Source organism: Sphingomonas yabuuchiae (assembly GCF_001477495.1).
In the GTDB taxonomy this organism is placed as follows: Bacteria; Pseudomonadota; Alphaproteobacteria; order Sphingomonadales; family Sphingomonadaceae; genus Sphingomonas; species Sphingomonas yabuuchiae_A.
Window position 1 is genome coordinate 1 of record NZ_LDTF01000106.1, and the last position, 11,622, is coordinate 11,622.

An 11,622-nucleotide genomic window follows, 5' to 3' on the forward strand; every position below is an offset into this window, starting at 1 on the left:
GCCCAGAACGCCGCGCGATGAACAGCCGCACCCCCGACATCGCGCTCGACGCCGAGCAGGACGCCGCCCGCCTCTGGTTCGAGTCCCTGCGCGACCGGATCTGCGCCGAATTCGAGGCGATCGAGCGTGAGGCCGGGTCGGACGCCACCTTCCAGTACACCGCCTGGGACCGTGCCGATCCGAGCGGCGAGCCCGGCGGCGGCGGCGTGCGCGGGGTGATGAAGGGCCGGGTCTTCGAAAAGGTCGGCGTCAACGTCTCCACCGTCGGCGGCACGTTCGAGGGGCCGTTCGCCAAGACCATCCACGGCGCGGGCGACGATCCGCGTTTCGTGGCGACGGGGATCAGCCTGGTCGCGCATATGGCCAATCCGCATGTGCCCGCCGTCCATATGAATACCCGCTTCCTCACCACCACCAAGCGCTGGTTCGGTGGCGGCGCAGACCTCAATCCGCCGCTGCCCATCGAGGAAGACACCGCCGACTTCCATGCCCGGCTGAAGGCCGCGTGCGACGCGCACGACCCGGAGCATTACCCCCGGTTCAAGGCCTGGGCCGACGACTATTTCTACATCCCGCATCGCCAGGTTCATCGCGGCGTGGGCGGCATCTTCTACGATCATCTGGAGGGCGATTTCGACGCCCATTTCGCCTTCACCCGCGATGTCGGCGAGGCGTTCCTGGATATCTACCCGCGCATTGTCCGGCGGCGCATGGGCCTGCCCTCAACCGACGCCGACCGCGCGCAGATGCTGGCGTGGCGCGGACGCTATGCCGAATTCAACCTGGTCTATGACCGGGGCACGCTGTTCGGGCTGAAGACCGGCGGCAATATCGATGCGATCCTGATGAGCCTGCCGCCGCTGGCGACGTGGGAATAAGCCGGTGGCGCTGATCCCCGTCGACCCTGCCGAGATCGCGACCATCGTCACCACGCTGGAGATGCGCGAACGGCCACGGCCGCGTCCCATGCCCGGCTCGCCGCTACAGCTGGTCGCCTGGGCCAGGCCCGATCCGGCCAAGTATCGCATGCTGTTCCAGCGCGTGGGCGCGCCCTGGCTGTGGTTCTCGCGGCTGGTGATGGACGATGCGACGCTGACCGCGATCATCCACGACCCCGCCGTCTCGGTCTTCGCCGTCACCGACCGGGCGGGGATCGAGATCGGGCTGCTCGAACTCGACCATCGCAAGCCCGGAGAGTGCGAGATCGGCTATTTCGGGCTGATCCCCGAACTGGCGGGGCAAGGCCATGGCCGCTGGCTGATGGCGCAGGCACTGATGCGCGCCTGGACGGCGCGGGTCGAGCGGGTCTGGGTGCACACCTGCACGCTCGACCACCCGTCCGCGCTCAATTTCTATCGCAATCAGGGCTTCGTGGCCGTGTCGCGGGCGATCGAGACGTTCCTCGACCCACGGGCGCTGGGCGTGCTGCCCGAGGACGCCGCGCCGCAGATCCCCCGGCTCAGCCCGCGCGATTGACCAGTCGGCGATAGGCCGCGACCGACACCAGCGCCTGGGCGAGCCCCGCCGCCATCGCCACCGCCGCCGATCCGGCCTGGAGCAGCGCGACCGCCACCGGATTGCCCGCGCCGTCGGCCTGCACCAGGTCGATCAGCGCCAGGAAGGGCTGCGCTGCGATCATGCCGCCCAGATAGGTGCAGGATGCCAGCGCCGCCATCGACAGGCCCGCACCTCGCGTCAGCGATACCGAACGGGCCAGCGCCGCCATGGCGGGCATCCGCCGCTCGGCGAACAGCACCGGGCCGACCAGCAGCAACCGCCCGGCGACATAGAGCCCCGGCAGAATGTAGAGCAGCATTCCCGCCCCCACCGGCAGCGCGACGAGAATCATCGCCAGCAGGAAGCGCGGCGCCATCCGCATCGCGCGGCCCAGCGCCTCGCCGACCGTGACCGGGCCGCTGAGCGTCAGCGCCAGGATCGCCGCCGTCCCGATCAAGCCGACCGCATAGCTGGCGAAATACCAGCCGCCATAATGGCCCGCCCAGGTCCCGACCGAATCGACCCAGGCCATGGCCCGTGCGGTCGCCTCGCCGCCCTCGGTCTCGGGCAGCGGGGGCGCGGGCACCAGCAGCCCCAGGGCAAAGGCGGGCCAGAACAGGAAGGGGGCGGACAGGCGGATCAGCAGCGCGCGATCGCGGCGGAACAGGGCCCACGCATCCCGCAGGGCGGCAACGACATCCAGTTTCATCGATAGGCTCGTTTCATCACAGGGACGGCGAACCGACCTCTTCACGATGCGCCTGCTCACCCGCCGTCGCGACGTACAGCCGCGCGACGAAGACATAGGCCAGCGTCATGAACCCGGCGCTGACCACCGATCCCAGCAGCGCCGCCAGCCGGACCGCGGTCAGCGCCTGATCCGCGCCCAGGATCAGGCGGAGGGCCGCGCCGGTGACGCCCTGCACCGCCAGCATCGCGACCAGCATGACGATCCCGAACAGCAGGAACACGCCGATCAGCCGCCAGGTCAGCCCCCGCGTCAGCGCGATGGAGCGACGGATCGCACCCAGCCCGCGTCGTTCGTTCAACACCACGGCATAGGTCAGCATCAACCGCGCGGCGAGCCACAGCGACGCCACCATGACGGTCAGACCGTAGAGAACCAGGAACAGCGCCGCGCCGCCGCTCATCGGCGGCAATTTGGACGGATCGCCATTGGCGGCGATCGCGGCGGTGAAGTCGAAATGCGACAAGCCCAGCACGACGATCATCACCAGCACGACCAGCGCAAAGGCGAAACCGATCACCAGCGCGACGCCCAGCACCGGCCAGATCCGGCGAAGGCCCGCCCGCGACGCGTCGGCGCTGGTCGTGGCCGGATGGGTCGCCAGCGCCATGATCGCCAGCTGCGCCCAGATGCCCAGAAGCGCGGACAGGATCGTCAGCCCCAACCCCGCCGCCCCCATGGGCGAATGGCCGGGTGTGGACGGCAGCAGCAGGATCTGCAGCACGCCGGGCAGAACGAAGCCGATCAGGGCGAATGGCGCCATCATCCCGGCCCTGCCCGCCAGCACCTGTTGCGTGCTGTCCCACACCGTTCCGATCCTGACGGTCATGCTACCTCCCTTGGCGGCCCACCCCGTCCGCCTGTTCGCGCCTGCCTAAACGATTGCCGGATGCAAAGCCATCGCGCCGCGCTGGCCCACGCCGCTTGCATCGGCGGCGGGCCGGGCGCAAGGACGGGGGATCGTGACCCATATCCCCGACATGCCCGATATCGAATGGCGGATCAGTCCGGGCCTGACCCCCTATGACCAGTCGCTCGCCGAGATGGAGGCGCGCGCCGCCGCCGTCGTGGCGGGCGAGGCGCGCGAACTCGTCTGGCTGCTCGAGCATCCGCCCGTCTATACCGCCGGGACCAGCGCCGATCCGGTCGAGCTGGTCGATCCCCGTTTCCCGGTATTCCAGACCGGACGTGGCGGCAAATACACCTATCATGGTCCCGGCCAGCGCACCGGCTATCTGGTCCTCGACCTGAACAAGCGCGGGCGCGACGTGCGGCATTTCGTCCATACGCTGGAGGACTGGCTGATCGCGGCGCTGGGGCGGCTGGGGGTCAACGCCTTCCGCGCCGAGGGGCGGGTCGGCATCTGGACCCGCGACGGCGGCCCGGAGGCCAAGGTCGGCGCGATCGGTGTGCGCGTGCGTCGCTGGGTGACGCTGCACGGCTTTGCGATCAACGTCGCGCCCGATCTTTCGCATTTCGGCGGGATCGTGCCCTGCGGCCTGCCGGAATTCCCGGTCACCAGCCTTTTTGCGTTGAATGGCGTCAAGTCGTTGGAAACCTTTGACGAGGCGCTTGCGTTCAGCTTTCCGGCTTTCCTCAACGATCTCGGTGCGGTGCGACAAAACGAGGCTTGAGGACCAGGCGGTATCCGATTAATGTCCACCCCGATTTGGGTAATAGGGCCAGCAAGCCGTTCCAAATCCATAATATCAAGGGAGCTTCCAATGCGTGCAATCATCTCCAAGGTCCTGACGGGCTCGATCATCGCCGGCGCGGCGCTCGCGGTTTCGGCTTGCGGCTCGAAGACCGAGAACACCACCGACGCGAACATGACCACCGAAATGAACGCTTCGGAAGGCATGGACACCGCCACCGACAACATGACCGCCGTCGACGGCACCATGAACGGTGGCATGATGGCCAACGACACCACCATGTCGAACGACATGATGATGGCCAACGACACGATGATGACCAACGCGACCAACGCGATGTAATCATCGTCGGGGTCATCCCGACGAAGGGGGCCGTCCGGGCGACCGGGCGGCCCCTTTTTCATGGGCTGGACCCAAGCCGGCGCAGCAACCCGCCGGGCCGCGCAAACCCCGGATTTCGCTATAATTCCGTAACGACCGGCCTGGCATGAACGATTGCCGTACGGGCGTAATTCCGTTTGGGAAAAAAGCCGGAAAGCGTTATGTTTCGGGACGCTCGAAGGCCCTACGGGGGAAGGATCGGAACACAATGAAAGTGGTGCGTACCGCGCTGGTAGCTGGCGTGGCGTTTTGGGGGATGGGTGCCGCGGCGCCCGCATCGGCGCAATTCTTCCTGCAGCCCTATAATTTCCAGGGAAAGCCCGTTCAGGGCGACGAACCCGGCATCGGCCAGCCGCTGCCCGGCGCGACCCCGGCGGAATTGCGCGCGGGATTGCTATGGAACATGCGCGCCGCGCTCAACGTCGCCGCGCTGCAATGCCAGTTCGAACCGATGCTGACGACCGTCTCCAACTATAACGCGACGTTGAAGGATCACGAGGCCGAGCTGAAGGGCGCGTTCGACACGCTGGGCGCCTATTTCAAGCGGCAGAACAAGACGGTGAAGGCCGGACAGGACGCGCTCGACCAATATGGCACGCGCACCTATGCCAGTTTCTCGTCGGTATCGGGACAGCTGGGTTTCTGCACGACGGCGGCGTCGATCCTGCATCAGGCGGTGTTCACTCCGCGCGGCCATCTGGCGGAGCTGGCGGTCGACCGGATGCGCGAGTTGCGCAACAGCCTGGTTCCGTACGGCGAACAGCGCTTCCCGCGCTATATCGGCCGCGAGCAGCATATCGCCGCCACCATGCCGCGCCTGGACGCGCTATGCTGGAACAAGAAGGCGGAATGGGTCGTCAAGAAATGCGGTGTCCAGAACTGGCCGCCCGCAGGCGCGACCGCGATCGCGGCACGCTAATCCACAATCCTCCCCGCCACGGGGAGGTGGCACCGCGAATGCGCTGACGGAGGGGGCTTCTGCTAGGAACGCCCCCTCCACCATCCTGCGGATGATCCCCCTCCCCGTGCCGGGGAGGATGAAACCGCCTCTCCCCTTCCGCGCCGAAATTTGCTAGGCGCGCGCCATGCTCAATCTGAACAGCATCACCGTGCGCCTGGGCGGCCGCACGATCCTCGACGGTGCATCCGCCGCACTCCCCCCCGGCAGCCGGGTCGGCCTGATCGGTCGTAACGGCGCGGGCAAGTCGACGCTCGTCCGCGTGATCGCAGGACAGCTGGAAGCCGATGACGGTGCGTGCGAAATGCCCAAGGGCGCCAAGCTCGGCTATATCGCGCAGGAAGCGCCCGACGGCACCGCGACCCCGTTCGAGACGGTGCTGGCCGCCGATATCGAGCGCGCCGAGCTGATGGAGCGCAGCGAGACCGAGAGCGATCCCGAAAAGCTGGGTGATATCTATGAGCGGCTGATCGCGATCGACGCCTATACCGCGCCCGCCCGCGCCTCCAGCATCCTGCAAGGCCTGGGCTTCGACGAGGCGATGCAGGCGCGGCCGCTGTCCAGCTATTCCGGCGGGTGGAAGATGCGCGTGGCACTGGCCGCGCTGCTCTTCTCGGCGCCCGATGTGCTGCTGCTCGACGAACCGTCGAACCACCTCGACCTCGAAGCGGTGATGTGGCTGGAGGATTTCCTCAAATCCTATCGCGCGACGATTCTGCTGGTCAGCCACGAGCGCGACTTCCTGAACAACGTCGTCGACCATATCCTGCACCTCCAGGGCGGCAAGGTGACGCTCTATCCGGGCGGTTACGACTCGTTCGAGCGCCAGCGGGCCGAGCGGATGGCGCAGCTCGCCGCCGCCAAGGCGAATCAGGACGCGCAACGCGCCAAGTTGCAGGACTATATCGCGCGCAACTCGGCCCGCGCCTCGACCGCCAAGCAGGCGCAGAGCCGCGCCAAGATGCTGTCCAAGATGCAGCCCATCGCCGAGATGGCGAACGACCCGTCGCTGTCCTTCGACTTTCCCGATCCCGACCAGCTGCGCCCGCCGCTGATCACGCTGGATCTGGCAAGCGTCGGTTATGCCGAAACCCCGATTCTGAAGCGGCTGAACCTGCGCATCGACCCGGACGACCGGATCGCGCTGCTGGGTCGCAACGGCAACGGCAAGACGACGCTGGCCCGCCTGCTCGCCGCGCAGCTGACGCCGATGGAAGGCGACATGAACGCGTCGGGCAAGATGCGGGTCGGCTATTTCACCCAGTATCAGGTCGAGGAACTCGACACCGACGATACGCCGCTGGAGCATATGACGCGCATCATGCGCGGCGCGACCCCGGCGGCGGTGCGCGGACAGCTGGGCCGGTTCGGCTTTTCGGGCGACAAGGCGACGACAAAGGTCGGCAAGCTGTCGGGCGGCGAACGCGCGCGTCTGGCATTGGCGCTGATCACCCGCGACGCGCCGCACATGCTGATCCTCGACGAGCCGACCAACCATTTGGACGTCGACGCGCGCGAGGCGCTGGTCCAGGCGCTCAACATGTACAAGGGCACGGTCGTGCTGGTCAGCCATGATCGCCACATGCTGGAGATGACGGCGGACCGGCTGGTCCTGGTCGACAATGGCACCGCCAAGGAGTTCGACGGGTCGCTCGACGACTATATCGCCTTCGTCCTGAAGGGCGATGCAGGCCAGGGCGACGCCGCGTCCAAGGCGGACCGCGCGGCGAACAAGAAAGCCTCGGCCGAGCAGCGCGAACGCTTCAACGCGATGAAGAAGACGTTGCGCGGCATCGAGGACGAGATGGCCAAGCTGACCCGCGAGCGCGACGCACTGGACAAGGCGATGAACGACCCGGCCTCGGCCGAGCCGCGTCACGCGAAACTGTCGATGGGGGAGTTGAACAAGCGCCGCGCGGAGGTGGTCGACAAGCTGGCCGAGGCGGAGTCGCGCTGGATGGAAGCGGGCGAGGCGATGGAGGCGGCGTGAGCCGTACGTCTGGGCGAGGTCGGAGCGGGGCTAGCTTATCCCTCAAAACCCACTTGTTCCCCGGCGAAGGCCGGGGTCCAGTTTCTATAACGCAGGTGGTACGCTAACCACCGCGTGGGAGGCCACCGCCCGCACATCGCGCCTGGACCCCGGCCTTCGCCGGGGTACGGCCGACAGTTAAGCCTGGGTTTCTTCCGAACCCTCGGCGGCATCCGCGCCATCGGCCGGATTCTCGATCCACGCCTCGACCTCGCCATTCAGCTTCAGGGTCAGCGGGCGGCCATGGCGGTCGACCTTCTTGCCCAGTGCGACGCGAATCCAGCCTTCGGAAATGCAATACTCCTCGACGTCGCGGCGCTCATTGCCCTTGAAGCGGATGCCGACCCCACGCGAGAGGAGGTCCTGGTCGAAATAGGGGCTGTCCGGGTTGGTGGACAGGCGATCGGGAACGGTATCGGTCATGCTCGTGGCCTTAACGTCGACTCGGGGGCGCTGCCAAGCAGGGGCTCCAAGAAAAACGGCGCCGGGATCGCTCCCGACGCCGCCAAGGCCTTAGTTACAGACCCGCACCTGCACGTTGCGGCCCCAATAGGGGTCCCAGCGCCAGTCGTTCCAGCAGCGCGGCGTATAGCTGCGATACTCATATTGATACACCGGCGGCGGGGGCGGCGGTGCATAATAGGGGTCATAGCCCCGATTGTAATAATAGCCGCGATCGACATAGCGCGGCTGGTTGCTGCTCGCGATGGCTGCACCGATGCCCAGGCCGACAATGCCGCCGATCAACGCGCCGGCGGCCGCATCACCGCGATCGCGGTGATAATAGCCGCCATAGCCGCCACCCCAGCCACGGCCCCAACGCTGCGCCTCGGCCGGAGCCGCCGCCGTCAGCGCGGTGGCGCCCAAGGCGAGGCCCAGTCCCAGTTTCTTCCAAACTCCGTTCATACCGAACCTCCGATACTGATACGCCCGGTCCGCTGATCGCAAAACGCGCAGGCGGCGTCCGTGTTGCCTTCCCTGCCACTATCGGGCTGAATGGACACGGAATGTGGCGTTTAGGCACGGTTCAGGAGGACAAGCGGAAATGGCATGTTGGCTGCTGAAGTCGGAGCCGGAAAGCTATGGCTGGGGCGATTTGGTCCGCGACGGGCGGACCGAATGGGACGGCGTGCGCAACGCCGCCGCCGCCGGGCATCTGCGGGCGATGCAGCCGGGCGACTCGGCGCTTTTCTATCACAGCGGCAAGGACAAGGCGGCGGTCGGCATCGCGACGATCAATCGCTCCGCCAAGGCCGATGGCGATGACGGGCGCTGGGTTTCGGTCGAGATCGTCCCCGACCGACCGCTGCCCCGCCCCGTCACGCTGGCGGCGATGAAGGCCGAGACCAGACTCACCGCCTTGCCGATGCTGCGTCAGTCGCGGCTGTCGGTGTCGCCGGTCGGCGAGGCCGAATGGGCGGTGCTGATGACGATGGCGGGACTCTGAACGTCCTCCCCGGTACGGGGAGGTGGCAGCGTGCAGCGCTGACGGAGGGGGGCTTCCACGAAGGACACCCCCTGCGGCACGCCCCCTCCACCATCCTGCGGATGGTCCCCCTCCCCGTCCCGGGGAGGATCAGCCCAAGCTCCGGGCGTAATCCGCCGCCTCCTGCACCTGCTCCGGCGTAGGGCGGACGCCGGTATAGAGCACGAACTGCTCCAGCGCCTGGATGGTCGCGACCTGGGTGCCGGTGATCACCCGCTTGCCCAGCCCGCGTGCCGTAGACAGGAATCGCGTCTCGGGCGGATATTGCACCACGTCGAAGGCGATGTCGGCCGCTTCGATCATCGCCTCCGGGAAGGCGAGCTGATCCTCGTTGCCGCCGGTCATGCCGATCGGCGTGACGTTGATCAACAGCGGCGCGCCCTCGACCGGTTCCGCCGACCAGCCGAACCCGTAAAGCCCCGCCAATTGGCGCCCCAGCGGTTCGTTGCGCGCGACGATGGTGCCGTTCGCGAAACCCGAATCGCGCAAGGCCGCAGCCACCGCCTTGGCCATGCCGCCGGAGCCTCGCAGGACAAAGGGCGTGGCGGGATCGATATCGGCGATCAGCTCGACCACGGCGGCATAGTCGGTGTTGTAGCCGGTCAGCCGCCCGTCATCGTTGACGATGGTATTCACGCTGTCGATCGCCGCCGCCGACCCGGCCAGCCCGTCCAGCAGCGGGATCACCGCTTCCTTGAACGGCATCGAGATCGCGCAGCCCCGGATGTTCAGCGCCCGGATCCCGCCCACCGCCGCCGCCAGGTCGGTCGTGCTGAACGACTTGTAGACATAATCGAGCCCGGTCAGCTCATAGAGCCGGTTGTGGAAACGCGACCCGAAATTGCCGGGCCGCGCCGACAGCGACATGCAGAGCCGCGTATCGCGACCGATGGGAGGTTTGCTGGTCATGTCACGGGTTTAGCGGAGTGTCGTTGCAAGTGCATCCCTTGGCCTATCCCCGCATCTCTGCCGCGATCGCCCGAACCAGGTCCGCTGCGGGCAGGGCACGGGCCAGAGGCGCCCCCTGCCCTGCCCATTGCGCGCCGTAACCGCCCTCTCCCCGCACCTTGGCGGCGGCGTTCAACGCTTTCCCCGCATCATAGGCGATCGGATAATCCGGCACCGCCGCCGTCAGGGTCTCGCCCAGCAGGGTGAAGCGATTGGGCAGGCACCGCGCCGGACGCCCCGAAATCGCGCGGGTCATCACCGTAAGCGCGGCCCCCTCACCCATCAGCGCCGCGCGATACGCCGCATCGGCCGCGCTCTCGGGACAGGCGATGAAGGCCGTTCCCAACTGCGCCGCCACCGCGCCCAGCGCCAGGGCCGCCGCGACGCCCGCACCGTCCATGATCCCGCCCGCCGCGATCACCGGCACCCGCGTCCGCATCGCCAGCAACCGGGTCAGCGCCAGCGTCCCCAGGCGGTCGTCCGCCGCATGGGGATCGAAGACCCCACGATGGCCGCCCGCTTCATAGCCCTGCGCCACCAGCATATCGATCCCGGCCCGCTCGGCGGCCTGCGCCTCGGCCAGCGAGGTCACACTCGCCAGCAACAGGCATCCCGCCTTTTTCAACGCGGCGACGCGCGTACCGTCGGGCAGGCCGAAGTGAAAGCCGACCACCGCCGGTTTCACTTCGACCAGCAGCGCCAGCATCGCATCGTCCTGGGCAAAGCTCCGATAGATCGTCCGCAGCGTGTCGGGCGGCTGTGCTTCGAACGCTGCGAAGGCGGGGCGAAGCGCCTCGCACCAGGCCGCCTCGCGCACCGGATCGGGCATGGGCGGGGCGTGGACGAAGAGGTTGACGTTGAACGGCCGCTCGGTCCGCTCGCGCGTCTCGGCAATCATTCGGGCGGCCGCGTCGGCGTCACCCGCGCCGAGTGCAATTCCGCCCAGACCGCCGCCCGCATTCACCGCCGCCGCCATGGCGGGAGTCGACACCCCCGCCATCGGCGCCTGCAGGATCGGAACGTCGAGGGTCAGCCGATCCCGCGCATCGGCATCAGCGCGGGGCCTTGGCACCTTCCACCGCGGCTTGCGGATCGACCGAAGGCGCGCCCTTGGCGGGCGTGCCGGTATTGGCGATCGATCCGGTGTCGGCGCGCGGATCCTCCTCGACCTTGTTGACCGCCGCGTCCGCACCATTGGCGGGGGCATCGCCCGCCGCCGGTTCCGCCTTGGCGGCCGGAGCCGCCGGAAGCGGCAGGTTCGATCCCTGCTGGTTGAGATACAGGATCACGTTCGCGCGGTCCTGCGGATTGGACAGCCCGGCAAAGGTCATCTTGGTGCCGGGCGCGAATTTGCGCGGCGAGGTCAGCCACGCATTCATCTTGTCCCAGTCCCATTTGCCGCCGACCGCCTTCAACGCGTCGGAAAAGGCGAAGCCCGCCTTACCCTGTGCAATGGCTTCGCCCATCGTCGCATAGAGATTGGGGCCGATGCCGTTCGCGCCACCCTGGTTGATGGTGTGGCATGCGGCGCATTTCTTGAAGACTTCGGCCCCCTTGGCTGCGTCGGCGGTGGGCAGCAACGAGGCGATCGGCACCTCGGCGGCACCGCCGCCCGCGCCTTCCGCTTCCACGCCTTCGATCGCATAGCCCATTTTCTCGGGGCGCTCTTCGTGGAAGATCATGCCGCCGACGATCGAAAGGCCCAATGCCGTGCCTGCCGCACCCAGCACCCATCCCGCGATCGTATTGGTCTTTAGGTCCATCGCGTTTCGCTGCCCCGCCAATATCTCTCCTGAACGCGAACCTTAGGTGCGGCTTTCGCGAACGGCAAGTTCTGCTTCCCTTGATCGTGCGGCATGGGGGCTCTACGCCGCAGCGTCATGGAGAATTACGCCGCCCCCGCCCGCCCCATCGTAGAGG

The 11,622-nt window shown here is 67.4% G+C and carries 14 protein-coding genes; 7 read left to right on the forward strand and 7 right to left on the reverse strand.

Translation table 11 applies throughout. The annotated features are described in order from the left end of the window. Positions 1 to 17 precede the first annotated feature (17 nt). Together hemF and NS355_RS16400 are read left to right on the forward strand one after the other, a co-directional pair. Complete coding sequence (gene hemF / locus NS355_RS16395) at positions 18 to 878, forward strand: oxygen-dependent coproporphyrinogen oxidase (RefSeq protein ID WP_058746663.1); 861 nt, start codon at positions 18 to 20, stop codon at positions 876 to 878. A 4-nt stretch (positions 879 to 882) separates the two neighbouring features. Continuing rightward, the gene (locus NS355_RS16400) at positions 883 to 1,476 is read left to right on the forward strand and encodes a GNAT family N-acetyltransferase (protein ID WP_058746664.1); all 594 of its coding nucleotides are present in this window, start codon (positions 883 to 885) and stop codon (positions 1,474 to 1,476) included. Here NS355_RS16400 and NS355_RS16405 read toward each other — a convergent pair. Further along, complete coding sequence (locus NS355_RS16405) at positions 1,460 to 2,206, reverse strand: hypothetical protein (RefSeq protein ID WP_058746665.1); 747 nt, start codon at positions 2,204 to 2,206, stop codon at positions 1,460 to 1,462. The two genes, NS355_RS16400 and NS355_RS16405, sit on opposite strands and share 17 nt — an antisense overlap. Before the next feature lie 16 nt (positions 2,207 to 2,222). Further along, positions 2,223 to 3,074: a hypothetical protein gene (locus tag NS355_RS16410; protein WP_153008264.1), complete on the reverse strand. Its 852-nt coding sequence runs from the start codon at positions 3,072 to 3,074 to the stop codon at positions 2,223 to 2,225. Between the two features lie 151 nt (positions 3,075 to 3,225). Between NS355_RS16410 and lipB the strand changes: the two genes are divergently transcribed. The 4 genes from lipB (at position 3,226) to NS355_RS16430 (ending at position 7,229) form a co-directional block, all read left to right on the forward strand. Further along, a complete protein-coding gene (lipB, locus tag NS355_RS16415; RefSeq protein WP_058746667.1) occupies positions 3,226 to 3,879 on the forward strand; it encodes a lipoyl(octanoyl) transferase LipB in 654 nt (217 codons plus the stop codon). A 90-nt stretch (positions 3,880 to 3,969) separates the two neighbouring features. Continuing rightward, positions 3,970 to 4,242: a hypothetical protein gene (locus NS355_RS16420; RefSeq protein ID WP_042484220.1), complete on the forward strand. Its 273-nt coding sequence runs from the start codon at positions 3,970 to 3,972 to the stop codon at positions 4,240 to 4,242. 247 nt (positions 4,243 to 4,489) lie between these two features. Then, complete coding sequence (locus tag NS355_RS16425) at positions 4,490 to 5,200, forward strand: hypothetical protein (RefSeq protein ID WP_058746668.1); 711 nt, start codon at positions 4,490 to 4,492, stop codon at positions 5,198 to 5,200. 166 nt (positions 5,201 to 5,366) lie between these two features. Continuing rightward, positions 5,367 to 7,229, forward strand: a complete 1,863-nt coding sequence (locus NS355_RS16430) for an ABC-F family ATP-binding cassette domain-containing protein (protein ID WP_058746669.1) — start codon at positions 5,367 to 5,369, stop codon at positions 7,227 to 7,229. A 177-nt stretch (positions 7,230 to 7,406) separates the two neighbouring features. Here NS355_RS16430 and NS355_RS16435 read toward each other — a convergent pair whose 3' ends face one another. Together NS355_RS16435 and NS355_RS16440 are read right to left on the reverse strand one after the other, a co-directional pair. After that, positions 7,407 to 7,691 carry a DUF3297 family protein gene (locus tag NS355_RS16435; protein ID WP_058746670.1) on the reverse strand — a complete coding sequence of 95 codons (285 nt, stop codon included), beginning with the start codon at positions 7,689 to 7,691 and terminating at the stop codon, positions 7,407 to 7,409. Positions 7,692 to 7,781: 90 nt separating this feature from the next. Continuing rightward, a complete protein-coding gene (locus NS355_RS16440) occupies positions 7,782 to 8,174 on the reverse strand; it encodes a hypothetical protein (protein WP_058746671.1) in 393 nt (130 codons plus the stop codon). Positions 8,175 to 8,313: 139 nt separating this feature from the next. Between NS355_RS16440 and NS355_RS16445 the strand changes: the two genes are divergently transcribed. Continuing rightward, complete coding sequence (locus tag NS355_RS16445; RefSeq protein WP_058746672.1) at positions 8,314 to 8,715, forward strand: EVE domain-containing protein; 402 nt, start codon at positions 8,314 to 8,316, stop codon at positions 8,713 to 8,715. A gap of 129 nt (positions 8,716 to 8,844) precedes the next feature. On the opposite strand, the gene NS355_RS16450 is transcribed toward NS355_RS16445, so the two are convergent. The 3 genes from NS355_RS16450 to NS355_RS16460 are packed head-to-tail and all read right to left on the reverse strand — an operon-like array spanning position 8,845 to position 11,465. Continuing rightward, the gene (locus NS355_RS16450; protein WP_058746673.1) at positions 8,845 to 9,663 is read right to left on the reverse strand and encodes a shikimate 5-dehydrogenase; all 819 of its coding nucleotides are present in this window, start codon (positions 9,661 to 9,663) and stop codon (positions 8,845 to 8,847) included. A 43-nt stretch (positions 9,664 to 9,706) separates the two neighbouring features. Then, positions 9,707 to 10,774 (reverse strand): NAD(P)H-dependent flavin oxidoreductase, encoded by a 1,068-nt coding sequence (locus NS355_RS16455; protein WP_275934734.1) that lies wholly within the window; start codon positions 10,772 to 10,774, stop codon positions 9,707 to 9,709. Then, positions 10,755 to 11,465: a c-type cytochrome gene (locus tag NS355_RS16460; protein ID WP_058746674.1), complete on the reverse strand. Its 711-nt coding sequence runs from the start codon at positions 11,463 to 11,465 to the stop codon at positions 10,755 to 10,757. The genes NS355_RS16455 and NS355_RS16460 overlap by 20 nt, the downstream gene beginning before the upstream one ends. Positions 11,466 to 11,622: the final 157 nt, after the last annotated feature.

Bases quoted from the DNA above. Each gene is read 5' to 3' on its own strand.
- hemF (WP_058746663.1), top strand. From the start codon at position 18: ATGAACAGCCGCACCCCCGACATCGCGCTCGACGCCGAGCAGGACGCC.
- NS355_RS16405 (WP_058746665.1), bottom strand. From the start codon at position 2,206: ATGAAACTGGATGTCGTTGCCGCCCTGCGGGATGCGTGGGCCCTGTTC.
- NS355_RS16410 (WP_153008264.1), bottom strand. From the start codon at position 3,074: ATGACCGTCAGGATCGGAACGGTGTGGGACAGCACGCAACAGGTGCTG.
- lipB (WP_058746667.1), top strand. From the start codon at position 3,226: ATGCCCGATATCGAATGGCGGATCAGTCCGGGCCTGACCCCCTATGAC.
- NS355_RS16420 (WP_042484220.1), top strand. From the start codon at position 3,970: ATGCGTGCAATCATCTCCAAGGTCCTGACGGGCTCGATCATCGCCGGC.
- NS355_RS16425 (WP_058746668.1), top strand. From the start codon at position 4,490: ATGAAAGTGGTGCGTACCGCGCTGGTAGCTGGCGTGGCGTTTTGGGGG.
- NS355_RS16430 (WP_058746669.1), top strand. From the start codon at position 5,367: ATGCTCAATCTGAACAGCATCACCGTGCGCCTGGGCGGCCGCACGATC.
- NS355_RS16435 (WP_058746670.1), bottom strand. From the start codon at position 7,691: ATGACCGATACCGTTCCCGATCGCCTGTCCACCAACCCGGACAGCCCC.
- NS355_RS16440 (WP_058746671.1), bottom strand. From the start codon at position 8,174: ATGAACGGAGTTTGGAAGAAACTGGGACTGGGCCTCGCCTTGGGCGCC.
- NS355_RS16445 (WP_058746672.1), top strand. From the start codon at position 8,314: ATGGCATGTTGGCTGCTGAAGTCGGAGCCGGAAAGCTATGGCTGGGGC.
- NS355_RS16450 (WP_058746673.1), bottom strand. From the start codon at position 9,663: ATGACCAGCAAACCTCCCATCGGTCGCGATACGCGGCTCTGCATGTCG.
- NS355_RS16460 (WP_058746674.1), bottom strand. From the start codon at position 11,465: ATGGACCTAAAGACCAATACGATCGCGGGATGGGTGCTGGGTGCGGCA.